The sequence below is a fragment of the Streptomyces sp. URMC 123 genome (genome assembly GCF_051386515.1).
Taxonomy (GTDB): Bacteria; Actinomycetota; Actinomycetes; order Streptomycetales; family Streptomycetaceae; genus Streptomyces.
Genome location: NZ_JBPQTV010000092.1, coordinates 1 through 21,620, shown reverse-complemented (window position 1 = coordinate 21,620; position 21,620 = coordinate 1). Strand labels below are relative to the sequence as shown.

At 72.5% G+C, this 21,620-nt stretch carries 23 protein-coding genes and 1 pseudogene; 9 read left to right on the top strand and 15 right to left on the bottom strand.

Features of this window, described 5'->3' with window-relative positions:
- A pseudogene (locus ACSNOD_RS13750) lies at nt 1-238 on the bottom strand (hypothetical protein); the annotation flags it as partial.
- Nucleotides 239-881: 643 nt separating this feature from the next.
- On the bottom strand, nt 882-1,622 hold the full coding sequence (locus ACSNOD_RS13745) for a class I SAM-dependent methyltransferase (protein WP_436767179.1): 741 nt from the start codon (nt 1,620-1,622) through the stop codon (nt 882-884).
- Between the two features lie 500 nt (nt 1,623-2,122).
- Between ACSNOD_RS13745 and ACSNOD_RS13740 the strand changes: the two genes are divergently transcribed.
- Nucleotides 2,123-2,860, top strand: coding sequence for a VOC family protein (locus ACSNOD_RS13740; protein WP_436767178.1), 738 nt, complete (start codon nt 2,123-2,125; stop codon nt 2,858-2,860).
- Between the two features lie 91 nt (nt 2,861-2,951).
- On the opposite strand, the gene ACSNOD_RS13735 is transcribed toward ACSNOD_RS13740, so the two are convergent.
- Nucleotides 2,952-3,815, bottom strand: a complete 864-nt coding sequence (locus ACSNOD_RS13735; protein ID WP_436767177.1) for an SDR family oxidoreductase — start codon at nt 3,813-3,815, stop codon at nt 2,952-2,954.
- 110 nt (nt 3,816-3,925) lie between these two features.
- Here ACSNOD_RS13735 and ACSNOD_RS13730 point away from each other — a divergent pair, with 110 nt between their 5' ends.
- From ACSNOD_RS13730 to ACSNOD_RS13720, 3 genes are all read left to right on the top strand, one after another.
- The gene (locus tag ACSNOD_RS13730; protein WP_436767176.1) at nt 3,926-4,876 is read left to right on the top strand and encodes a LysR family transcriptional regulator; all 951 of its coding nucleotides are present in this window, start codon (nt 3,926-3,928) and stop codon (nt 4,874-4,876) included.
- Nucleotides 4,877-5,000: 124 nt separating this feature from the next.
- A complete protein-coding gene (lepB, locus tag ACSNOD_RS13725) occupies nt 5,001-5,867 on the top strand; it encodes a signal peptidase I (protein ID WP_436767175.1) in 867 nt (288 codons plus the stop codon).
- A 30-nt stretch (nt 5,868-5,897) separates the two neighbouring features.
- A complete protein-coding gene (locus tag ACSNOD_RS13720; RefSeq protein WP_436767174.1) occupies nt 5,898-6,401 on the top strand; it encodes a hypothetical protein in 504 nt (167 codons plus the stop codon).
- Between the two features lie 80 nt (nt 6,402-6,481).
- Here ACSNOD_RS13720 and ACSNOD_RS13715 read toward each other — a convergent pair whose 3' ends face one another.
- The 4 genes from ACSNOD_RS13715 to ACSNOD_RS13700 all read right to left on the bottom strand — a co-directional run bounded on the left by ACSNOD_RS13715 (nt 6,482) and on the right by ACSNOD_RS13700 (nt 8,993).
- Nucleotides 6,482-7,099 carry a TOPRIM nucleotidyl transferase/hydrolase domain-containing protein gene (locus ACSNOD_RS13715; protein WP_436767173.1) on the bottom strand — a complete coding sequence of 206 codons (618 nt, stop codon included), beginning with the start codon at nt 7,097-7,099 and terminating at the stop codon, nt 6,482-6,484.
- A 104-nt stretch (nt 7,100-7,203) separates the two neighbouring features.
- Nucleotides 7,204-7,530: a hypothetical protein gene (locus ACSNOD_RS13710; RefSeq protein ID WP_436767172.1), complete on the bottom strand. Its 327-nt coding sequence runs from the start codon at nt 7,528-7,530 to the stop codon at nt 7,204-7,206.
- Nucleotides 7,508-8,428 (bottom strand): nSTAND1 domain-containing NTPase, encoded by a 921-nt coding sequence (locus ACSNOD_RS13705; RefSeq protein ID WP_436767182.1) that lies wholly within the window; start codon nt 8,426-8,428, stop codon nt 7,508-7,510. The genes ACSNOD_RS13710 and ACSNOD_RS13705 overlap by 23 nt, the downstream gene beginning before the upstream one ends.
- Before the next feature lie 277 nt (nt 8,429-8,705).
- Nucleotides 8,706-8,993, bottom strand: coding sequence for a CU044_2847 family protein (locus ACSNOD_RS13700; RefSeq protein WP_436767171.1), 288 nt, complete (start codon nt 8,991-8,993; stop codon nt 8,706-8,708).
- A 292-nt stretch (nt 8,994-9,285) separates the two neighbouring features.
- Between ACSNOD_RS13700 and ACSNOD_RS13695 the strand changes: the two genes are divergently transcribed.
- Entirely contained in the window at nt 9,286-9,630 is a 345-nt protein-coding gene (locus ACSNOD_RS13695; RefSeq protein WP_436767170.1) for a peptidase inhibitor family I36 protein, read from the top strand.
- A gap of 70 nt (nt 9,631-9,700) precedes the next feature.
- On the opposite strand, the gene ACSNOD_RS13690 is transcribed toward ACSNOD_RS13695, so the two are convergent.
- The 3 genes from ACSNOD_RS13690 to ACSNOD_RS13680 all read right to left on the bottom strand — a co-directional run bounded on the left by ACSNOD_RS13690 (nt 9,701) and on the right by ACSNOD_RS13680 (nt 11,744).
- The gene (locus ACSNOD_RS13690) at nt 9,701-10,567 is read right to left on the bottom strand and encodes a GNAT family N-acetyltransferase (protein WP_436767181.1); all 867 of its coding nucleotides are present in this window, start codon (nt 10,565-10,567) and stop codon (nt 9,701-9,703) included.
- Nucleotides 10,568-10,696: 129 nt separating this feature from the next.
- The gene (locus tag ACSNOD_RS13685) at nt 10,697-11,134 is read right to left on the bottom strand and encodes a VOC family protein (protein WP_436767169.1); all 438 of its coding nucleotides are present in this window, start codon (nt 11,132-11,134) and stop codon (nt 10,697-10,699) included.
- A gap of 1 nt (nt 11,135) precedes the next feature.
- Complete coding sequence (locus ACSNOD_RS13680; protein ID WP_436767168.1) at nt 11,136-11,744, bottom strand: DinB family protein; 609 nt, start codon at nt 11,742-11,744, stop codon at nt 11,136-11,138.
- A 78-nt stretch (nt 11,745-11,822) separates the two neighbouring features.
- Here ACSNOD_RS13680 and ACSNOD_RS13675 point away from each other — a divergent pair, with 78 nt between their 5' ends.
- Nucleotides 11,823-12,479 (top strand): maleylpyruvate isomerase N-terminal domain-containing protein, encoded by a 657-nt coding sequence (locus tag ACSNOD_RS13675; protein ID WP_436767167.1) that lies wholly within the window; start codon nt 11,823-11,825, stop codon nt 12,477-12,479.
- A 59-nt stretch (nt 12,480-12,538) separates the two neighbouring features.
- On the opposite strand, the gene ACSNOD_RS13670 is transcribed toward ACSNOD_RS13675, so the two are convergent.
- The 3 genes from ACSNOD_RS13670 to ACSNOD_RS13660 all read right to left on the bottom strand — a co-directional run bounded on the left by ACSNOD_RS13670 (nt 12,539) and on the right by ACSNOD_RS13660 (nt 13,438).
- Nucleotides 12,539-12,802, bottom strand: a complete 264-nt coding sequence (locus ACSNOD_RS13670; protein WP_436767166.1) for a hypothetical protein — start codon at nt 12,800-12,802, stop codon at nt 12,539-12,541.
- A gap of 1 nt (nt 12,803) precedes the next feature.
- Nucleotides 12,804-13,064, bottom strand: coding sequence for a hypothetical protein (locus ACSNOD_RS13665; RefSeq protein ID WP_436767165.1), 261 nt, complete (start codon nt 13,062-13,064; stop codon nt 12,804-12,806).
- A gap of 104 nt (nt 13,065-13,168) precedes the next feature.
- Nucleotides 13,169-13,438, bottom strand: a complete 270-nt coding sequence (locus tag ACSNOD_RS13660; protein WP_436767164.1) for a hypothetical protein — start codon at nt 13,436-13,438, stop codon at nt 13,169-13,171.
- Between the two features lie 263 nt (nt 13,439-13,701).
- Between ACSNOD_RS13660 and ACSNOD_RS13655 the strand changes: the two genes are divergently transcribed.
- The 3 genes from ACSNOD_RS13655 to ACSNOD_RS13645 are packed head-to-tail and all read left to right on the top strand — an operon-like array spanning nt 13,702 to nt 18,094.
- Nucleotides 13,702-15,087: an ATP-grasp domain-containing protein gene (locus tag ACSNOD_RS13655; protein WP_436767163.1), complete on the top strand. Its 1,386-nt coding sequence runs from the start codon at nt 13,702-13,704 to the stop codon at nt 15,085-15,087.
- Nucleotides 15,084-16,613, top strand: a complete 1,530-nt coding sequence (locus ACSNOD_RS13650) for a pyridoxal phosphate-dependent decarboxylase family protein (RefSeq protein ID WP_436767162.1) — start codon at nt 15,084-15,086, stop codon at nt 16,611-16,613. The genes ACSNOD_RS13655 and ACSNOD_RS13650 overlap by 4 nt, the downstream gene beginning before the upstream one ends.
- A complete protein-coding gene (locus ACSNOD_RS13645; RefSeq protein WP_436767161.1) occupies nt 16,580-18,094 on the top strand; it encodes a 4-hydroxyphenylacetate 3-hydroxylase N-terminal domain-containing protein in 1,515 nt (504 codons plus the stop codon). Before ACSNOD_RS13650 ends, ACSNOD_RS13645 begins: the two co-directional genes overlap by 34 nt.
- Before the next feature lie 51 nt (nt 18,095-18,145).
- On the opposite strand, the gene ACSNOD_RS13640 is transcribed toward ACSNOD_RS13645, so the two are convergent.
- Together ACSNOD_RS13640 and ACSNOD_RS13635 are read right to left on the bottom strand one after the other, a co-directional pair.
- Entirely contained in the window at nt 18,146-20,071 is a 1,926-nt protein-coding gene (locus ACSNOD_RS13640) for a helix-turn-helix domain-containing protein (RefSeq protein ID WP_436767160.1), read from the bottom strand.
- On the bottom strand, nt 20,043-21,563 hold the full coding sequence (locus tag ACSNOD_RS13635) for an MFS transporter (protein WP_436767180.1): 1,521 nt from the start codon (nt 21,561-21,563) through the stop codon (nt 20,043-20,045). The genes ACSNOD_RS13640 and ACSNOD_RS13635 overlap by 29 nt, the downstream gene beginning before the upstream one ends.
- Nucleotides 21,564-21,620: the final 57 nt, after the last annotated feature.

The following is a 21,620-nucleotide window of genomic DNA, read 5'->3' as shown; positions in this document are numbered from 1 at the left end:
CTCCCCCGCCTCCGCCCTGGCCGCCCGCGCCACCGCCACCACCGCCGCCGGCGCCCCAGGCAGTCACCACCATGTGCTTCACCCCCGCGGGAACCTGCACGTTCGTGAATCCCGGGTCCGTGATGACCCTTGGGCCCGGTACGACCGTGGCCGCGCCTGTGGCATCCGTCGGCATTGCCGCGAGGGCCGCGGTGCTCACCATGAGCAGCCCTGACCACACCCGCTTCTTCAACGCCATGGGGGAACCTCCGATTGCATGAGTCGGATATCGAGTCGGATGAGGGAAAGAACCCCAACGGGCACCTGCGCCCGGTTTTCCGGTCGGCCGAAGAACAGCGGAGAGATATCGCGAGGCGTCGGGCTGTGCCGGCAGGCGCCGGGGGGCGCGGTCATTGCTACCGGCCACTGATCAAGCCAGTCAAATGTTCCGATGAGCAGGCCGAAAACCGATTCACACACAGCATCGAGATTCGATGGAGCGAGCGTTTGCGACAGCCTGCCAGTGGGCCCGGCACCTCGGCTCCGTCACGTCGAATACGCCTGTGGGCACTGGTCGAGATGGACACAGGGCACAAATGCAACCGATGCGGCAAGCGACATCATGCGCCCGTCCGATGGAGTGACAGCGGACACCCGTGGGCCCTTCAGACACCCGCACGAGGGCGGGCCTGATCGAGGTTGCCCGCCTTTCGTCCCGTCGTAGGCAAGCGCTTCGCCGAGGCGGCGGCCGAACCACCGCGTGCGGTACGGCGGCCGGCCCGGGCGCCGCCTCGGCTGACCGGCCGCCCGGGCCCCCGGCCGCGGTCGTCGTGGTCTTCGCCGGGGTGGTCGCCGTTGGGGCCGGGCTGCGGCCTCTCACCCCGCGCCGGGAGCCGATGACGTCAGGCGCGGCAGCGCAGCATCTCCAGTGGGGGGTTGGCGAGGAAGTCCGCCCAGTAGTCCGGGCCGAAGGCGCGCAGGCCGGCGTCGGAGACCTCCAGGGGGACCCAGGTCACGTCGCCGAATCCGGCCGCCCGCAGACACTTTTCGTAGACCTCACGGCGCGGGCAGGTGCTGACGAACGAGATCGGCGGGTCGAGCAGCGCCGTGATTCTCACTCGCGGGCCGGTCTCGGCCTCCTCGCCGGTCAGCTCGCAGAGAAACCCGTACTTGCGCAGGGACGGTCCGTCGAAGCGGTAGTCGGGTTTCTGGAGGAACACGAAGAACTCGCCCCCGGGCACCAGGCTCCGACGCACATTGCGGCACATTCGCTCCATGGCGGCAGCGTCCTGCGCATAGTTCAGCAGCTGGACGGCCGTGGCCACGTCGAAGCGCCGTTCGAGGGGCCGCAGGTCGGACACATCGCCCACCTCGTAGCGCACTCCCAGCGGATCGCGCTCCTCGAACTTTCGGGCCGCGGCGACCATTTCACTGGAAATATCGATTCCGAGCACGTCCGTGGCACCGCGCCGCTTGAACTGTCTGCTGTAGAAACCGGTGCCCGAGGCCAGGTCGAGGACCGACTTGCCGCGCACGTCCCCGACCATGGCCAGGAATCCGGGCACCTCCACGTACTGGGCCAGCGGCAAGGACTTGAACCCCTCGAACGCCTCACCGATCTCGTCGTACAGCTGCGCACCCACCGTGACCGCCCTCCCCTTGCACTTCCTCATGTCACCGGCCCCCACCGCGGGGGCGGGCCGGGAACGTCCGACGCGCAGTCTTCCCCGCCCCGCCGGGACCGCCGTACTGACAGAAGCCACAAAGATGCGGACACTGTCCCGGCACCGCGCACAAACGACCCCGTCGCTCAGCGCACCTGGTCGCGCGGCTGGTCGCAGGCTCGGGCCTCGGCCGTGGCCTTCAGGGCCCGCAGCCACGCGTCGAGACCGTGGGCACGGCCAGCCCGTCACGCCGTTCGACACGCATCTGCGCGACCAGCTCTTCGCTGCCGAGCTGGACGACCTGCTGAGGCGCTGAGCAGCCATGAGGGGGCGGCCGTCGACCGTGCCGCCGTCGCCGCGCCGGAGCCCGTACCCGAGGAGCCGGAGCCCGTACCCGTGGATCGGCGCCGGACGGGGTCACACCCCCTCAGGGCGCGCTACTCTGCCACTAGTCAACTTCGACTAGCCGAGGAGTCCGCATGGCCAACGAGGTGGCCATCCCCATGCTGCCCTGCCACTCGATCGACGATGTCGTGACGTTCTACGAGGCGTTGGGGTTCTCCACGACATACCGGCAGGCCCGTCCCACCCCTTACGTCGCCCTCCGCCGCGAAGACCTTGAGATGCACTTCTTCGCGATCGAGGGCTTCGATCCCGCCGACTCCTACGGCGGGTGCGCGCTCTACGTCCCCGACACCGGCGCCCTGCACCGCGCCTTCACGGACGGCCTGCGCGCGGCGTACGGCAAGGTGCCCGTCTCGGGGATACCGAGGGTGACCACGCCCCGCAAGCGCAAGAACGACGGCCGCCGGACGGGGTTCACCATGGTCGATCCGGGCGGCAACTGGATTCGGATCTTCACCGCCGAGGAGCAGCCCGAGCCGGCCGCCGCGCCGTCGCCCGCCAACAAGTTGGCCACGGCGCTCGAGAACGCCGTCGTCCTCGGTGACTCCAAGGGCGACATCGCCCAGGCCATCAAGATTCTGGACGCGAACCTGGCCCGGGAACAGGAGAGCGCGGACCCCGTGGACCTCGTCGAGGCCCTCGTGTACCGCGCGGAACTCGCCCTGCGCCAGGAGGACCCCGAGCGGGCCCGGGCCCTGCTCGCCCACGTACGCGCGACGCCCCTCCGGGACAGCGAGCGCGAACGGCTCGCCGACTGCCTCGCTTCGGCGGAGGAGTTGGCGAAGGACCTTCCCGCAGAGGCGCGGAGCTGACACGAGCGGGGCGCGGCGCGGGCCCGGCCGACACGAGCGGGGCGCGGGGCGGCCCGGGCCCGCGCCGGCGGCTCCGTGGGCCCCCCGCCCGTCAGCTCGCCGCCGGAGGGCCGGACGTCGCCTGCTCGGCGGCGCGGCTGACCGCTTCCCAGCCCGCCCAGCACTCCATGCGCCGTCGGGAGATGTCGAAGGCGACGTCGTACACCATGCTGCCCAGCAGGAGCCGCAGCGGCGGGTCGTCGGCGGCGACCAGCTTCATCAGCGCCTCGGCGGCCAGCCGCGGATCACTGTCGACCGACCCCTGCGCCCACTGCTCCGCCAGCTCCGCGCGCAGCGCGTCGTAGGCCGGCTCGGGGGCCGTCGCCGTGCTGCCGGTGTAGAGGTCCGTCCAGTAGCCGCCGGGCTGGACGATGGTCAGCTTGACGCCGAACCGGGCCGCCTCGGCGGCCAGCGCCTCACTCATGCCCTCCAGCGCGAACTTGCTCGCGCTGTAGAGCCCCGTGCTGGGGAAGCCACCGAGGCCGCCGATGCTGGAGATCTGGACGATGTGCCCGCCGCCCTGGGCCCGCAGCCGCGGCAGCACGGCCTGGCTCACCCAGAGCGCGCCGAAGAAGTTGACGTCCATCTGAGCGCGGGCCTGGGCCTCGGTGAACTCCTCCACCATCCCGGCGAAGAGGGCCCCGGCGTTGTTGACGACGATGTCGAGCCGGCCGAAGTGCCCGGCCGTCCGGTCGACGGCGTCGAAGACCGCCGAGCGGTCCGTGACGTCGAGGGGCAGCGCCAGCAGGCGGTCCGGGTGCCGGGCGGCGAGTTCGTCCAGGGGCGAGATGTCGCGAGCCGCGCCGACCACGCGGTCGCCGGCGGTGAGCGCGGCCTCGGTGAAGGCGCGGCCGAGGCCGCGGCTCGCCCCGGTGATGAACCAGACCCGCGACGCGGCGGTGCCTGAGGCTTCCATGGTGATTCCTTTCGTTTCTGACGGCATTCAGCCTCGGGCAGGGGTGCGCCGGCATCAAGGCCGATCTTGGCAACGTACTGTTAAGCGTTTGACGACAATCCCGGGGAGCGGTGTTGGACCTTCGCGACATTCAGATCTTTCTGACGCTGGCCGAGGAGCTGCATTTCGGCCGGACCGCGGAGCGGCTGCGGCTTACACCGGCCCGGGTCAGCCAGTCGATCAAGAAGCAGGAGCGGCGGATCGGCGCACCGCTGTTCGACCGCACCACCCGCACGGTCCGGCTGACGCCCCTCGGCCAGCAGCTCCAACGCCAGCTCGGCGCCGGCTACCAGCAGATCGTCGCCGGCATCGACGCGGTCACGGCGGCGGCGCGTGGCATGTCGGGGACCCTGACCCTGGGCACCATGGGGGCGATGGCGCGCGCCATCGGCGACGTCATCGAGCTGTTCCGCCGCCGTTGTCCCGAGGTGGAACTGCGCTTCCGGGAAATCCATCCGCCCGACCCACTGACCCCGTTGCGGTCCGGGGACATCGATGTCGGCGTGCTCTGGCTCCCGGTCCGGGAGCCGGACCTGACGGTCGGGCCGGTGCTGCGCACCAGCCCCGTCGTGATCATGGCGGCCCGTACTCATCCGCTGGCCGCGGAGGACTCCGTGACCCTGGAGGACCTCGGCGACCACGCGGTGCTCGGCCCCGCCGGGCCGATCCCCCACTACATGGAGGCCGGCCTCATCCCCTTCCGTACGCCGAGCGGCCGGCCCGTCCGCCGGGGACTTCGCGTGAACACCTTTCAGGAGGTCCTGACGACCGTCGCGGCCGGGCACGCCGTCGCGCTGACCCAGGCCGAGGCCGCCGACTACTACCAGTGGCCCGACATCCGGTACGTGCCGATCCGCGACGCGGAACCCTCGCGCTGGGCGCTGGTATGGCGTACCGCGGCCGAGACACCGCTCGTCCGGGCCTTCGCCGAGGCGGCGGAGGCGACCGGCGCGGGCGCGGGCTCCGGTGCCGGTGCCGGTGTCGGTACGGGTGCCGGCACCGGCACCGGCACCGGCCCTTGAACGGCCGTCTCCTCCCTCTTTGTATAGGGTTGCCACTCCGGAACTCCCCGCCGGTCGAAGGGATACCGGGCCCGCACCGCGTACGAACGGGGCGACGGGCGGCGATCACGAGTGAGGAGTGAAGGTGGGGGACGTGGCGGTCGGTGCGCGGTCGGAGCGGGAGGGTGCCGGCGAGGGGCCCGGGGAGCCGGAGGTGACGCCGGGCAGGCGCGGGACGTCCGCGAAGAAGCAGCGGCCGCTGTGGAAGGAACTCCCCCTGCTCATCGTGGTCGCACTGGTGCTGGCGCTGCTGATCAAGACCTTTCTGGTGCAGGCGTTCTCGATCCCCTCCGACTCCATGCAGAACGCCCTCCAGCGGGGGGACCGGGTCCTGGTCGACAAGCTGACCCCGTGGTTCGGCTCCGAGCCCGAGCGCGGCGAGGTCGTCGTCTTCCACGACCCGGGGCGCTGGCTGCGGAACACGCCGACACCCGAGCCCAACGTGGTGCAGAAGGCGCTCGGCTTCATCGGGCTGATGCCGTCCGCCGACGACAAGGACCTCATCAAGCGCGTCATCGGGGTCGGTGGCGACACCGTCGAGTGCGAGGGGACCGGCCCGCTGAAGGTCAACGGCAAGCCGCTGGACGAGCCGTACGTGTTCCCCGGCAACACTCCGTGCAGCACCGACCCCCAGGGGCAGTTCTCGGTCACGGTGCCCGAGGGCCGGCTGTGGGTGATGGGCGACCACCGGCAGAACTCGGAGGACTCGCGCTACCACCAGTTGGAGGCGGACCGCGGCTTCGTGCCCGTGGACAACGTCGTCGGGCGCGCCTTCGTCATCGCCTGGCCGATCAACCGCTGGGACACCCTGCCCGTTCCCGGCACCTTCGACCAGAAGGGCCTCAGCGCGGCGGGCGCCGCGGCCCCCGCCGCGATGGCCTTCGCCGGTGCCGTCCCCCTGGTCCTGGCGCGCCGCCGCCTCTCGGCCCGCCGCTCCGCTCCTCGCGCCTGACGCCCTGCGGGCCCGCCACGGAGGACAGAAATGACGAGGTTGATCGGCACGGGAGAGGTGGAGGCGACGGTCTCCTACAGGACCCTCGGCTTGGTCGACGAGGCGTGCGTGTCGGACACGTACACACCCGATATGCCCGAGGACCGCTGGTTATGGGCAGCACCGGGGATGGTGTACCTGCAGTGTCCATCGGCCGTTGTGTCGGTACGGGTCCGACTGGAGAGCTGGACCACGGCGCCACCGTCTGATGCGGCGCCGTGGTCGGGGACTGAGGACACCGACGTGGATCTGCCCAGCGGAGTGCTGGGCGTGTTCACGTTCGACGGCAGGTGGCAGGAGCTCGCGGCGCCGCTCCCGTCTCCGGGCCTGTACGGGTTCCGGCTCCATTGGGCGTTCAACCCAGAAAGGGCACCGTTCTACTCGCCACTGCGTTCGGACAGGCATGTGCTGGAGACCGCGGTGGGGCGCGAGCAGGAGTTGGCAGGCGTGGACCAGTACTGCCTGGTACAGGCCTGGCGTCTGTCCGCCGCATGAAGGTGAGCGGGACCGGCCGAGTGGACCGGTCCCGCCGGGTCCGCTGCCCGGCTAGCACCGTCCAGAGCAGCGCCGCCGCGTCACAGGCTGGTGAGGAGGTCGTCGAGCGGGGCCGGTGCCTGTTCGGGGTCGAGGGCCTCGACGAGGAGGCGGCCGTAGCGGATCTTGCGGCCCTTCTTCGTGCCGAGGAAGCGGCGCAACTGCCGCTGCCGGGGGCGGCCCTGGTGTGCGGGCTGGCGCAGGAAGGTTTCCCAGGCGCGGAGGTCGCCCTCGGCCCGGACGACCTCCTCGGCCCTTTCCGTGCCCAGCGCGCGGATGAGCTCGTCCTCCAGGTCCGCCACGCACACGAAGACGTCCCGGCGCGGCGCCCCTGTCCGCCCCAGACCGCGGTCGTAGAAGCGCTGCTCGCCCTCGTCGCACAGTCCTGTCAGACGCAGGCCGAGGCACGGCCGGCCGAGGAGGCCGGCGTAGCGGCCGACGTTCATCGCCCCGCCCATCGGCACCACGCACACCCCCTCGGCGGTCAGGTCCCGGCCACGCCGGGCGGCCAGTGTCTCGACGGCCGCGAGGTCGCTGAGCCCTTCCAGCAGCACCGCCGTCCGCAGCCCCAGCCGCGTAGCCAGGTCGCTCGCCTGCCCGCCGGGACCGCCGGCCGCCCAGCCGCGGACCTCCTCCCGGAACGCCCGCATCTCCCTCATGGAGGGAGTCTGCATCCCCACCGACGACACGGCACGGCAATATTCGACGGCTCGCTCGACGTGACCGGCGCCCTTGTCCACGGAAAGCGCTAACCATCACCGTGTCACGGGCAGAGGCCGTCCGAGACCGCGCCCTTCGGGAGCAGGCGGCGTTCCGCCGCGGTGAGCGACCCCCCGCGTACCGCGCCCGCGCCGCCGGGGGCGGGGATCGCGATCTCGTGTTCCAGGGTCATGTCCGGGACGGCGATGACCGTGAGGTCGCGCCCGTGCAGAATCGCCAGATGGCGGTTGTCGGCCGTGAACACCGCCTGCGTGGTGCTGACCTCCCGCGCTCGCAGGAGGCGTTCCCGGACCGGGGGCGCCGGTGTGAGCACCCGGTCCTCGGCCGTGTCCCAGACCTCAACGGCGTCACCGCCATTCGAACGTTCCACCAAGCGGTATTTGCCGTCCTTGCCGTCGGCCAGGGGAACCGCCTCCGGGGGACATCGAGGCGCGCTTGGGCGCACGGGGCTGGGGCATCACGTACCGGATCAAGTCGCCGCCCTGCGTGGACAGCACCGCGACGCGTCCGTCCGGGCGCGGCAGGAACGCGGCCCTGTGGTCATGAGGGGGCGGGGCCCCGTACGACACGGTTCCGCCCAGCACGTCCACCGCCTCCACCACGTTCATGTCCGCGGCGCCGTCACCGACCCTGAAGAAGGCGTACCGACCCGTCGCGTCCACGTACACGGCGGAGCCGCCGCACCGCGCCCGGGTCAGCGCGACCCGCCGCTCCCGGGCGCCCGCGTCCACCTCCGTGACCCGCACCGCGCGGTCCCCGTCGCAGCTCATCAACGCTCGTCCGCCCAGCACCGCCTCCGTGACCGCCCCCGGGAGGTACGCGGCGCTCTGCCTGCCCGTGCGCACGTCGACCGCGATCGTGCCGGTGGGCCGGGCGAGCCGGACGAACAGGCTGCCGGCGGTGGCCTGCTCCGCGGGCCGGAGGTGATGGCGGAAGACCTCTTCCGCGTAGTCGGCGAGGGCTCCGGTGACGCCTCCCAGCGCCTCGTACGCGTCATGGTTGAGCCGTCTTCCTCTGCGCCGGTCCCAGAGCCGGGTGAGCGTGAACTCCAGCAGGGGCAGGCTGCCCGGCTGGGATTCCGCGTCGTCGAGGAGCCGTGCGACGAGGTCGGGTTCGAAGCGCACGTGCGGGATCGGGGACAGTGGGCCGGTCACCGCGGCGTGCAGTTGCTCCCGGCGCATGGGAGCGAGCAGTTCGACACCGTCGCGCAGGGCGTCCTGGCCGACCTCGGTGAGGAGGTGGTCGAGCGAGCCGGAGCGCGTGGTCAGCAGGGCCCGCAGCCGTGACCGGGGCGGGGTGGCCGCGACCAGGTCGGTGAGCAGTCAGGACAGCCGGGCCGCCACCTGGGCGGGGTGGCCGCTCACCCAGATGCCGTGCTCACGGCGGGCGGGAAAGCCGAAGAGGCGTACGGGGTGGTCCCACAGCTCGTTGGCCTCCACCAGCCACGGGACGCGCGCGCCTTCGGGGGCGTCGCCCGCAGCCGTAACAGGGCGAGGTCACCGGTGTCGTCGTCCAGGACCGGGCGCCAGCCCACGACATCGGCCGTCAGCCGGGGTGGCGCGCCACCACGACGCCGGCCTCCGCGACCAGCTTGACGCCGAACTCCACGGCCACGCGGTCCGGCGGGTCGATGCCGTCCCGTACCTGCTCGACGATGGCACGTATCGCGGGCCGCACCGGCGCGAGCGCCTCCTGCAACGTCGTACCGATGCTCCGTACGGCGTCCCCCGCGCGGCCCACGCGGGTCCACCCCTCGGCTTCCTCCTCGCGGCCCTCGACCTCGACGAGCACGCTCTCGCCGTCTTCCAGCGGCACACGCACGACGTACGACATCAGCTCCCCCACCCCACCCGCAGGTCACACGACCGTTCGATCGTAGACAGTGGTTTCACCCGGGGGAAGCGGGGTCGGGGGCGGGGGTTGGGCGCCTGCGCACCAACACCACCTGGACGGGTGAATCGCGAGGATGTCGGCGCCATGACATGGGAATCCCTGCTGTCCTGGGGACGGCCCACTGGCATGGCGCCCTCAGGCGGCCGGCCGTTCGGGCCAGCCGCCCGGAGCAGCCGTCCATCCGGACCAGCCATTCGGACCAGCCGTCCGGACCAGCCAGGGGGAGCCTCATATGACACTGCGCAAGCCGATCACGGCACTGTTCGCGGTCATGGCACTCGTTGCCGCGACGCTGCTCGGACTGACCACCCCGGCGGCCGCCGCCGACTGTCCGGCCGGCAACTTCTGCATGTTCACCGGCCCCGATTTCACCGGCTCCCAGTTCAACCTCTACCGGTGTGACACGTACTCGCTGTCGAACTGGGAGGGCCACGGCTCCTGGATCAACAACCAGACCCCGGGGACGCGCGCCCAGTTCCTGGACCAGAACCACAACGTCATCCACACCACGCCCGGCGCGTACTCCGCCAGTTCGAGCCAGGACTGGACGCCCGTCTGGTACGTCCGCAACTGCTGAGCCGAGCCGCGACCGGTGGTGCCGGCGGCTCGGGACGCCGCGGCCCACGGACGTAGCAGGCCGTCAGCCGTCAGAGGAAGTGCCCGCTGGCGAGGTAGGGCGCCGGGACGGGCATGTCGCGGACGGCGATATAGCCCTCCTGGCCGATGTCGAGACGGGCGGCCAGGCCGACGTCGACCGCCCACTCGTTCGGGGTGGTGATGCAGTTGACCAGGGTCTCTCCCTCGGAGGACGCCAAGGCCTCCCACAGGAGCCTCCGCGCGGTCTCCGGGTGGGCGGCCGCCAGCAGCGACGCCCTCCCGCTGTCGTCGATGTAGACGTATCCCGGCGTGGCCGGGTCCCGGGACACGACCAGCCGGAGGGTGTCGAGCAGGTAGCCGTGGTCGGGGCCATGGCCCGCGACCCGCAGGTCCTGGTCCAGCCGGTCCATCCACTCGAAGTCGTCGGCCCGGCCCTCCCGCAGGCCGTCGACCGCGGGGAGCGCGGACCGGTCGACGACGCCGACCATGTGCATCTGCGGGTGGAGGGAGAAGCCCGCCAGTCGGTACCGGCGGGTGGCCCCGGGGTGGACGCTGGAGGAGAAGATGCCGGGTCGCCCGTCGGCGTGGGCGAGGACGGCGTCCATGAGCCGCTTGCCGATGCCCTGCCCCTGATGGCTCGGCAGGACGCCGTACGTGGCGAGGAACCACAGCCGGCCGCGGTTCTGCGAGACGGCGAACCCGACCACGCTGTCGGCGCCGGCGCCCTCCCCCACCGCGACCCAGCACCCTCCCGGGTCGACACTCAGGCAGAAGCGCATGCGGTCGATCCACTGCCGCGAGGCGACCGCCGACCGTGGTTCGGCTTCCGGATAGCTGACCCGCCTGGTGCTCCGATCCGCCTCGAAGAACGTGACCGCCGACGCCCGTTCCGCCGATGGGAGATCGTCCTCCCGCATCGGCCTGACCCGCACACAGTCCATTCGCCTCAGGCTAAGGATCTGCCAGGCCACGCCGCACCCGGTTTTCCGGCGGCCGATCCCTTCGTCAGCCGCCCCCTGGGGCTCACGGTCCGTCTGTTCGGGCCGTCAGTCCAGGCAGAACTCGTTGCCCTCGGGGTCGGCCATGACGAGATGGCCGGTGCCCAGCGGGGGCGCGGGCTCGTGGCGGCGGAGCCGGGTGGCGCCGTGGGCCGTCAGCCGCTCGGCCTCCGCCTCCAGGGCCGCCATCCGCGCGTCGCCCCCGAGCCCGGAGGCGGCCCGCACATCGAGGTGCACCCGGTTCTTGGCCTGCTTGTGCTCCGGCACCCGCTGGAAGAACAGCCGCGGGCCCGAGCCGTCGGGGTCGACGACCGCCGAGGCGTCATTGCGGCGCTCGGGCGGCACGCCCATCGCCTCCAGCGCCTGCTCCCACGATTCGAATCCCCCGGGCGGGTCCTGCAGCCGGTAGCCGAGGGCCTCGGCCCAGAACGCCGCCAGCCGGGCGGGGTCGGCGCAGTCGAAGGTGATCTGGACATCGCGGGCCATCTCAGCTCGCCTCCTGTCGGTTCTGCTGGTGCGTGTTCTGGTGGGTGTTCTGGTGCGTGTGCCGGTAGAGGTCGCGGAGCAGGCACACCTCGGACAGGTGGTGGATCAGCTCGCGGTTGATGTGCAGCACCAGCGCCGCCAGAGGGCGCTCGGCGTACGGTCCCTCCGCCTCCCCGCAGGGACGCGCGAGGCCGGCTTCACCGAGGGACTCGACCCCGGCCTGCCACGTGGCGTACTCCTCGTCGAGCTGGGCGAGCGCCTCGGCCGCGGTCGCGGCGTACGCGAACGACTGGTAGTCGGTGGGCGGACGGCCGAAGTGCGCGGCGTTGCGCGCCGCGAGCACTCCGACGATCACGTGGCCCAGCCGCCAGGCGATCGTCGTGAACGGTGGCGGGCAGGGCTCCGGCATCGCGAAGTCGATGGTCATCGCGCCGGACCCGGCGCGCACCGGTGCGGTACCGGTATCGCGCGGGCGCACGTTCCAGGAGTCGGGCACCGGCTCCCAGAAGTACTCGTCGTCGGTGAGGCCGTCGAGGCGATCGCGCAGTTGGCCGGTCCAGTGCGCGGCGATCTGTTCCCGGAGCAGGGGGTTCCATGCGTGGTCGGTCATGAGTCCAGCCTCCCGCGGATAGCGGACAGGTACGTTCCGCGATTGTCCGTCCTCGCGGCCCCGCACTACCGTGCCGATGTGGATCTCTTCTCACGCTCGTGGACGGCGCTGCGCACGGCGGTCGCCGAGCTCGCGGACGAGGACTTCGCTCGGCCGTCCGGCTGCACCGGCTGGCTCGTACGGGACCTGGTCTGCCATCTGATCATCGACGCTCAGGACGTCCTGATCACCCTGGTCACCCCCGCCGAAACCGAACCGACCCGCGACGCGGTGACGTACTGGGACGTCGCCCGGACGCCACCGACCGGCGACGACCCGCTCGACGCACTGACCGTCCGGCTGGCCGCCGCGTACGAGGAGCCCCGGCTGCTCACCTTCCACCTCGACGACGTCGGCTCCGCCGCCGGCCGCGCCGCCGCGCTCGTCGACCCGCGCCTCCGGGTCCGCACCCGCGACCAGGTCCTGACCGCGGGCGACTACCTCTCCGCGTACGTCCTGGAGTGGACGCTGCACCACCTCGATCTGATCGCCCACCTCCCGGGCGCGGCGGAGCCGCCCGCGGAAGGGCTCGCCCGGTCCCGCGAGATGCTGGAGAAGATCGCCCGGGCCGCGTTCCCCGCGTCGTTCTCCGACCGGGACGCGCTGCTGGTCGGCACCGGACGGCGCGCCCCGACGGAGGCTCAGAAGGCGGACCTGGGCGGCCTGGCCACGCGGCTCCCCCTCGTGCTCGGGTGACCGGTCACCGTGGCCGACGAGCGTGAGCCGCCGCCGGGTGCGGAGGGCCCGGTGAGCGTTCAGAGGAGGCCCGTCGGCGAGACGCCCACGTAGTCGATGAGCTCCTGACTGACGCTGTGCTGCTTGACGATGTGCTGGTTGCTGATCTGCACCGCCTCGCAGCCGCCGTCCACCTGGGCGCCCGGCGAGAGCAGCACGATGTTGCACAGCATGACCGGCTTCTGCTGGGCGTGGTTGCTGTCGGCGACGGCCGCGCCCGTGGTCACCAGGCCGAGCGCGCCGGTGAGCGAGGCCAGCAGAACCGCCCGGGTCGTCGTCCGCATCTCAGCCCACCGTGCCCGGGACGGCGGCCGCGATGTAGTTGATGCCGTCGAAGTCGGTCGTCCCCTCCTTGACGATGCGCTGCGTGCCCGTCTGCCGGGCGACGCAGGGCTCGTGGGTCCGGGAAACGGTCAGCGGGCCGGGGCCGCACAGGATCGACGGGCTGTGGACGTTCCGGTTCGAGTCGGCCCAGGCCGTGCCGGCGGGAGCGAGGGCCAGCAGGGCGATGGTCGCCATGAGTGCGCCTGCGGAGGCGGAGCGCATGTCTCTCCTTGTGGTGTCGAGCGGTTCGCGTGGTGTCGAGCGCGTCCGGCCGCGGCCGGATCGCGTTCAGCGGGTGGGCGAGGTCGATGGGTGCGCCCGCGGCGTCAGGGGGCGACCATGCCGTCCAAGGGGACGACGACATCGGCGAAGTCGATGACGTCCGTACTGTTCGCGTTCTTCCTGCGGATGTCCTGCTCGATCGTCTGCTCGGTGATACAGGGCCGGCCCTGGTCGACGGCCAGCAGGGAGGCCGCACAGGTGATCGGCGGATCGGCCAGGTTGTCGTTCGTGTCCGCCAGAGCCGCTCCGGTGGTCGCGGCGGAGAGCAGCCCGGCCATCACGGCCACCATCGGCCAGGTCTTGTATGACGTCATCGAGAGGTTCCTTGGGAGGAGTCGCGCCCGGAGCGAAGGGCTCGGAACTCGACGCTCGAAGCGCAAGGCTCGGAGCCATCGGGTCCGATGACCCGTTCATCAGCTCATGTGGGCAGGTCACGGCCCCCGGGATAACGAAGGGTGCGCGGACCGGTCACGGCTCACGCGGTGACGAGGCCGTCGAGCCGTGACCCGGAGAAGGGCACGCCGGTTGATGAGCATGTCGGAATGTCAGCGGATCATCATGCAGAGGTGGGCCCGTCGTGAAACCAGTCCTCCAGCCACCACCGGGCGCACCGGAGGGGCCGACGCTCCTGGACGGGGTCGACCTCGAGGAGGGCACCCGGCGGTTGCGCGAACTGGTGGCCGGCATCCACTGGCTGGACCGCTCGGCGGCGCTGCTCGGCGCACTGGGCGGTGGGCTGCCGCCCGTTCGCCACAGCCTCGTCTCGGAGCTGGTCCCTTGCTGCCGGCCGCCGCGACCCCCGGGCGACGGCCCCGGGGCGGGATCGAGCCGGCCGCCGGGAGGCCACCCGGAGCCGGCCCCGGGCCGGCTGCCCGAGGTCTGCGTGGCCTTCGCACCCGAGCACAGCCGGTCGGCTCACGACTGGGCGACGGCGAACGGCTTGCCGCTCCTCGCCGCTGACGCCGCCGTGACCGCCACGGCCGGCGACAAGATCAAGGTGCTGGACCTCTTCGGTGCCGCGACGGTACGTACCCCTGGTTACGCGGTGGTTCCGCCCCGGGAGAGGCCGGCTGCCCGCGACTACTGGAAGGCCGACTGGTCGGCGGCCGTCGTACAGCGCCGCGAGAACAATTCGACCGGGCAGGGCACACGGCTCGTCCGCGGCCCGGAAGAGCTCCAGGCCTGTATGGACGCGTGGCCGGGGGCGTCCCTGCGCGTGGCACGGTTCGTCGACGGCGTGTCGCTCGCGGTCAGTGCCTGCGTGACCGGCGGCGCGGTCGTCGTCTCGGCCGTCACCCAGCAGTTGGTGGGGCTGCCGGCGACCGGATCGCGGTGGGGCGCCCACTGCGGCAACCAGCTGTTGAACGCCGGTGACCTGCCGGGGTCGGCCTATCGGGCGGCCCGTGAGGCCACCCGGCGGATCGGGGAGCGGCTCCGGGGGGCCGGCTACCGGGGGGCGTACGGGGTCGATTTCGTCCTCGACGGCGAGCAGCCCCTGGCCGTGGAGATCAACCCGCGCTTCCAGACGGTCGTGGCACTGGCCCAGCGGGCCGAGGCCGAGGCGGGGTTGCTGCCGATGCTGGGGCTGCACGTGCTGGCCTGTCTTCAGCCCTCGCTGCCCGTTCGCACGGTGTCGACGAGCGTACGGCCCTGGAGTCAGCTCCTCTCGTACGCCGACCGCGACCTCGAAGCGACTCCCCTACCGGCTCCCGGGCGTTACGTCCTGGACGCGGGCGGCCGCCCGCGGCGCCTGGACGACGGCACGCCGGCGCGGCCGGGGCCCGGGGAGGCGCTGCTGTGGGCGCAACGGTGCTCGGCGCACCCGGTCGCGTGCGGCGACGAGCTGATGTTGGCGCAGTTCGCCGAGCGGGTGGCGGCGGTGAGCCCGGACCCGGTGCTGGCCCCTCGGGCGCGCGCGTGGGTGGAGGCCCTCCGTCCGGCGACGGTGAGGGCGGCCACATGACCGCCGCGGAGGCCGTAGGGACCCACGCGGACCTGCCACCGCTGACCCTCGCCGACGAGCAGATGCTGAGGGCCGGCCACCGGCTCGTCGAGCTCGTCGTCGCGCGGCTGTCCCGGCCGGGTGGCGGGCCGGCGCACGTACCGCGCTCGCGCGCGGAACTCGAGCACCTGCTGGCCGAGCCCGTACCGGAGCACGGCGAGGACCTGGTCGGCCTGCTGGAGCGGCTGGCCGGTTCCGTCCTGACCGCGGGCATGCGGTCCGACCACCCCCGGTGCTTCGCGTTCGTGCCGTCCGCGGGCACCTTCCCCGCCGTTCTCGCGGATGCCCTCAACGCGGCGTTCCTGTCCCTTCCCGGGGCATGGCTCGTCGGCTCCGGGCCCACGCAGATCGAGCTCGTCACCGTCTCCTGGCTCTGCGAGCTGCTGGGGCTGGCGCCGGGCAGCGGGGGACTGTTCGTCACCGGGGGGTCGGAGGCCAACCTGACGGCCCTGACCGTCGCCCGCGACACCCGCCTGCGCGGCGACTCTCGGGGAGCCCGCGCCTACTGTTCCAGCCAGGCACATCCCTCGGTGGCCAAGGCCCTGCACATCTTGGGGTTCGGGCGTCACCAGCTGGTGGCCCTGGAGCCGGACGACGGGTTCCGGTTGGCGCCGGACGTCCTCGCCCGCCGGGTCCGTGCGGACCGGGCCGCCGGGCTGCGTCCCTTCCTCGTGGTGGCCACCGCCGGCACGACCGGCACGGGCGCCGTCGACCCGATGCGCCCGATCGCCGATCTGTGCCGGCGCGAAGGCCTGTGGCTGCACGCCGACGGCGCCCTGGGCGCCGCGGCCCGCATCACCGACCGCGGCCGCGCGGCGCTGGACGGTCTGGAGCTGGCCGACTCCCTCACCGTTGATCCGCACAAGTGGCTCTTCCAGCCCTACGACCTCGGGTGTGTGCTCCTGCGCAGGCCGTCCTTGCTGCGCGACAGCTTCCGGCTGTCGCGCCACTACCTCGACACCGGCTACCTCACCGCGTCCGAGAGCCGGGACGACGAAGTCAACCTCTCCGACCACGGCCTGCAGCAGAGCCGCGGCCTGAGGGCCCTCAAGCTCTGGCTGTCGCTGAAGACGTTCGGCGCGAGCGCCTTCCGGGAGGCCGTGGAACGGGGCATGCGGCTCGCCGACCACGCGGCGGACCGCATCGCCGACGACCCGGAGCTGGAGTGCGTCACCGCGCCCAGCCTGGGCGTGCTCACGTTCCGCTACCGCCCCGCGGGACTCGGCCCCGGCCCCGTACTGGACACCCTGCAGGGCAGGGTGAGCGAGGTCGTCGTCGCCCGCGGCGACGCCATGGTGCTGCCGACCACCGTGCGCGGAGAGCGGGTGCTGAGGCTGTGCACCATCAACCCCCGCAGCTCCGCCGCCGATGTCGACAGCGTGCTGGGGGCGGTCGTCGACGCCGGGCGCCGCCTCACCGGACCTCGTACGCCCGACCCCCGGGAGAGCCTCACGTGGCTTCGCCAGCCCGCCCCGGCCGACCGCTGACCGGCCCCGAGTACCTCGACAGCCTGCGGGACGGGCGTGAAGTGTGGATCTACGGGGAGAAGGTGCCGGACGTCACCGCGCACCCCGCCTTCCGCAACCACATCCGCTCGGTGGCCCGGCTGTACGACGCGCTGCACGACCCCGGCCGCGCGGCCGACCTGACCACGGCCACCGACACCGGCGGCACGGGTTTCACGCACCCCTTCTTCCGGGTCCCGCGCTCGGTGGCCGACCTGCGGGCGGACCACCGGGCCATCGCCGCCTGGCAGCGGCTGGCCTTCGGCTGGATGGGCCGCTCCCCCGACTACAAGGCGTCCTTCCTGGGCACCCTGGGAGCCGCCCCGCAGCTCTACGCTCCCTTCGCGGACAACGCCCGTGCCTGGTACGCGCGGGCCCAGGAGCGGGTCCTGTTCCTGGGCCACGCCCTCGTCGATCCCCCCGTGGACCGGCACCGGCCCCCCGACCGGGTCGGGGACGTGTACGTGCGGGTCGACCGGGAGACCGACGCGGGCATCGTGGTCAGCGGGGCCAAGATCGTGGCCACGGGGGCGGCCTGCAGTCACCACGTCTTCGTGGCCCCGGCCGGCGCGGGGGTGACCGACCCCGCCTTCGCCAGCGCCTTCATCGCGCCGCTGGACACCCCGGGCCTGAAACTCATCTGCCGTACGTCCTACGAGCTCACGGCGCACACCACCGGCAGCCCGTTCGACTACCCCCTCAGCAGCCGGCTGGACGAGAACGACGCCATCGTCGTCTTCGACCGGGCGGTCATCCCCTGGGAGAACGTCCTGATCCACCGCAACCCGGACAAGGCCAACGCCTTCCTGCCGGCCTCGGGCTTCCTCCCCCGCTTCGTCTTCCACGGGGCGATCCGGCTCGGCGTCAAGCTGGACTTCCTGTGCGGGCTGCTGCTGCGGGCCGTCGACGTCACCGGGGCCCGGGCCCACGAGAGCGTCCGGACAGCCGTGGGCGAGGCCCTGGCCTGGCGGCACACCGTCTGGGCGCTGAGTCACGCCATGGCCGAACGGGGCCAGCCGGGCCCCGGCGGCGGCCTGCTGCCCGACACCGACACCGCCCACGCCCACCGGGTGCTGGCCCCCACGATGTACGCCCGGGTGCGCGAGCTGATCGAGACCGCGGTCGGCAGCGGGCTGATCTATCTCACCTCGCACGCCGACGACTTCCGCAACCCGGAGCTGCGCCCGTACCTGGAGAGGTACATGCGGGGGTCGAACGGAACCGGCGCCGAACAACGGGCGAAGCTGATGAAGCTGCTGTGGGACGGCATCGGCAGCGAGTTCGCCGGCCGGCACGCGCTGTACGAGCGGCTCTACGCGGGCAACGGCACCCTCAACCGCCTGGACGTCTACCAGCACGCGATGGAGGGGGGACTCGCGGACGAACTGGGCGAGGCCGTCGACCGGTGCATGGCCGACTACGACCTCTCCGGCTGGACCGCGCCCGACCTCGCGGCCCCGTGATACCCGAGTACACCTGGCCGGCGCGGCTCCCTCTCGGCGCGGCGCTGGCGGTCAGGTGTTCCTGGGCGGGCCGTCGAGTCGCTGGGTGAGGCGGTGGAGCCTGATCGCCAGTTGGAGTTCGAGCGCGCGGGCCGGTGCGTTCCAGTCCTCGCCGAGGAGGCGGCCGACGCGGTCGAGGCGCTGTACCACCGTGTTGACGTGGACGTGCAGGGCGGCCTTGGTCCTCGTGAGGCTGCTGCCGTGGGCGAAGTACGTGTCGAGGGTGCGCAGCAGCTCGGTGCCGCGTTCGGTGTCGTAGTCCAGCACCGGTCCGAGCGTCGTATGGACGTACGCGGCCAGGTCGACCCGGTCGCCGATGAGCAGGCCGACGAACCCGAGGTCGGGCAGGGCCGCGCCGTGGCCCGTGTGGCCCAGGGCGCGGAGGGCGGAGAGGCAGCGGTGCGCCTCGTCGTACACGGTGGGTATCCGGGTGGCGCCGTCGGCCGGGCCCGCGGCGCCGACGGTGACCGGTGTTCCGAGGGCCTGGCCCAGTTCGCCGGCCAGGGTGTGGGCGGTGGGGCCGGGGGCGTCGGTCGGGGTGATGAGCACGACGTGGTCGTGGTGGAGGCCGGCCACCCCCTTGCGCGACCGGGCCAGGCGGGCGGCGGCCGCGTACAGCCGCTGCCGCGGGGCGCTCTCGCCGTGTGCGACGAACACGGCGTGCGGGCGGGCCAGGTCCACGCCCAGTCGGCGGGCCCTGCTGGTCAGGCTGCCGGGATCGCCGGTGCGGGAGAGCAGATCGTTGAGCAGTTCGCCCCGTACGCGGTCCTCCGTTTCGGTGACGGAGCGGCGCAGCAGCAGGAGCAGCGCGGTGACGACGCCGGCCCGTTCGAACAGCAGCCGGTCGGCGTCCTCCAGGTCGGCGCGGCCGGTCAGGGTGATGCTGCCGAGGAGTTCCGGGCCGGCCAGGACCGCGCACACCCAGGTGCCGTCGAGGGGGACCGCGCGTCCGCTGGTGCGGGAGGTGGCGACCGCGGGGGCGGGCGGGGTCAGCGGTTCGGTTCCGCTGCGGGCCAGTTCGGCGCCGTCGGCGTCGTGGATGAGGATGCCGCCGGCCAGGATGTCGGCGATGGCGGCGGCCACGTCGGTGGTGTCACCGCCGCGCAGGACGAGGTCGGTGAGCTGGTCGTGGGCCTGCTCGGTGCGCCGCATGGCTTCGCTGTGGGCGCGGATGGTCCGGGAGGCCGCGCTCAGATCGGCCAGCGCGGCCCGGGTCTCGTCCAGGAGGCGGGCGCCGTCGATGGCGATGGCGGCGTGGTCGGCGAGCGAGGAGAGCAGGGCGATCTCCTCGGCCGTGAACGCGCGGGGGGCGCGGTCGGCGGCGTAGAGGACGCCGATGACCCGGGCGCCGAGCCGCAGGGGCACGCCGAGGATCGCCCGCAGCCCTTCCGCCCGGACGGCGCTGTCGATCGTCCGGGTGTGGCGGAACCGGGTGTCCTGCTGGTAGTCGTCGGTGACGTAGGGCCGGGCGGTCTGGGCGACCAGGCCGCCGAGTCCCTCGCCCATGCCCAGGCGCAGCTGTTGGAAGGCCGCGGCCACGGAGCCGTCGGTCACCCGCATGTACGTGTCGCCGGCCGCCGGGTCGTTGAGCGACAGATAGGTGATGTCGGTGCCGAGCAGCAGCTTGGCCCGGTGGACGATGGCGCGCAGGACCGCGTCCAGGTCCCGCAGCGCGGCCAGGTCGCTGGCCGTGTCGAAGAGCGCGGTGAGTTCCGCTTCGCGCCGGCGGTGCTGGTTGAGCGTACGGCGGATGCGCAGGGCCACGAGGGTGGCTTCCTCGATCGCCTTCTGTTCGGCGGCCGGTGCTCCGGCTTCCCGGGCCCTGGCCGAGGGGCGGGCGAACTCTTCCGCCGGGGCGCCCTGGGCGAGCAGGTCCAGCAGGCGGCGCAGGCCGGCGCTGGCGTGCTGATCACTGGGGGCTGTCACGGTGCGGAGCATAGATCTCTGTCCTGCCGGTCGGGAGGGGTGCCGGGGGTACGTCGGTGGCCGGGGGCACGTCGGTGGCGTGAGGTGCGCCGGTGGCCGGGGGTACGCCGGTGGTGGCGCTGTCGTGGGCGAGGTCGCGGCCGGCGGTCTCCCTGGCGAGGAGGACGGTGATCGCGGTGAGGGCCGTCCCACAGGCGAGGTAGATCGAGATCGGGACGGAGGAGTCGTACTCCTTGAGCAGCTCCACCGCGATGATCGGCGCGAGCGCGCCTCCCACGATGGAGGCGAGCTGGGAGCCCATGGACGCACCCGAGTAGCGGACCTTCGTGTCGAACATCTCGGAGATGAACGCGGCCTGCGGGCCGTACATGGCGCCGTGCAGGAGCAGGCCCACGGTGACGGCCAGCACGATGACGGGGAAGGACTCGGTGTCCAGCAGGGCGAAGAAGGCGAAGGCCCAGCCGGTCGTTCCGAGGGCGCCGATCAGGGTGACGGGGCGTCGGCCGATGCGGTCCGAGAGGGCGCCCCACAGGGGGATGGTGACGAAGTGGACGGCCGATCCGATGAGGACCGCGTTCAGGGCCTCGCTCTTGGGCAGCCCGAGGTGGGTGGTCACGTAGACCAGTAGGAACGCGCTGAGGATGTAGTAGGAGATGTTCTCGCCGAGGCGGGTGCCGATGGCGGTGAGGACCGCGCGCCAGCTCCTGCGGAGGACGTCCACGGCGGGGGCCTCCTCCTTGACGCTCTCGGCGGCGGCCCTGGCGGCCTCGGCGGCCCCGCCGGCGGCCCTGGCGGCCTGGGCGGCGGCCTTCTCCCGCTGCTCCCGCGCCTGGAGGAAGACCGGCGACTCGGTGACCGAGATCCGTATCCACAGGCCGATCACGACCAGCACGCCGGACAGGAGGAAGGGAACGCGCCAGCCCCAGGCGAGGAACGCCTCGTCCGACTGGACCGCGGCGAGCAGCGCCAGCACACCGGTGGCCAGCAGGTTTCCGCCGGGCGCGCCGGCCTGGGGCCAGGACGCCCAGAAGCCGCGGTGCCGGTCGCCGCCGTGTTCGGACACCAGCAGGACCGCGCCGCCCCACTCACCGCCGAGGGCGAACCCCTGGACCAGGCGCAGGACGGTCAACAGGACGGGGGCCCACACGCCGATGCCGGCGTGGGTGGGCAACAGGCCCATGGCGAAGGTGGCGCCGCCCATCATCAGCAGGCTGAGGACGAGGAGCTTCTTGCGGCCGACCTTGTCGCCGAAGTGGCCGAAGACGACGCCGCCGAGCGGGCGGGCCGCGAAGCCGACCGCGTACGTGAGGAAGGCGAGCAGCGTGCCCACCAGGGGGTCGCTCGAGGGGAAGAACAGGGTGTTGAACACGAGCGCGGCGGCGGAGCCGTAGAGGAAGAAGTCGTACCACTCGATGGTGGTGCCGATGAGGCTGGCGGCGACGATGCGGCCGATGCCGCCGCCTGTGCCGGTTCGGTCGTCCGTGGCGGTCTGCTGGGGGCTCATGGTCTCGGTCACCGCGTTTCGTCGACGGGGCGGGGGTCAGCAAGGGGCCCGCGGGGC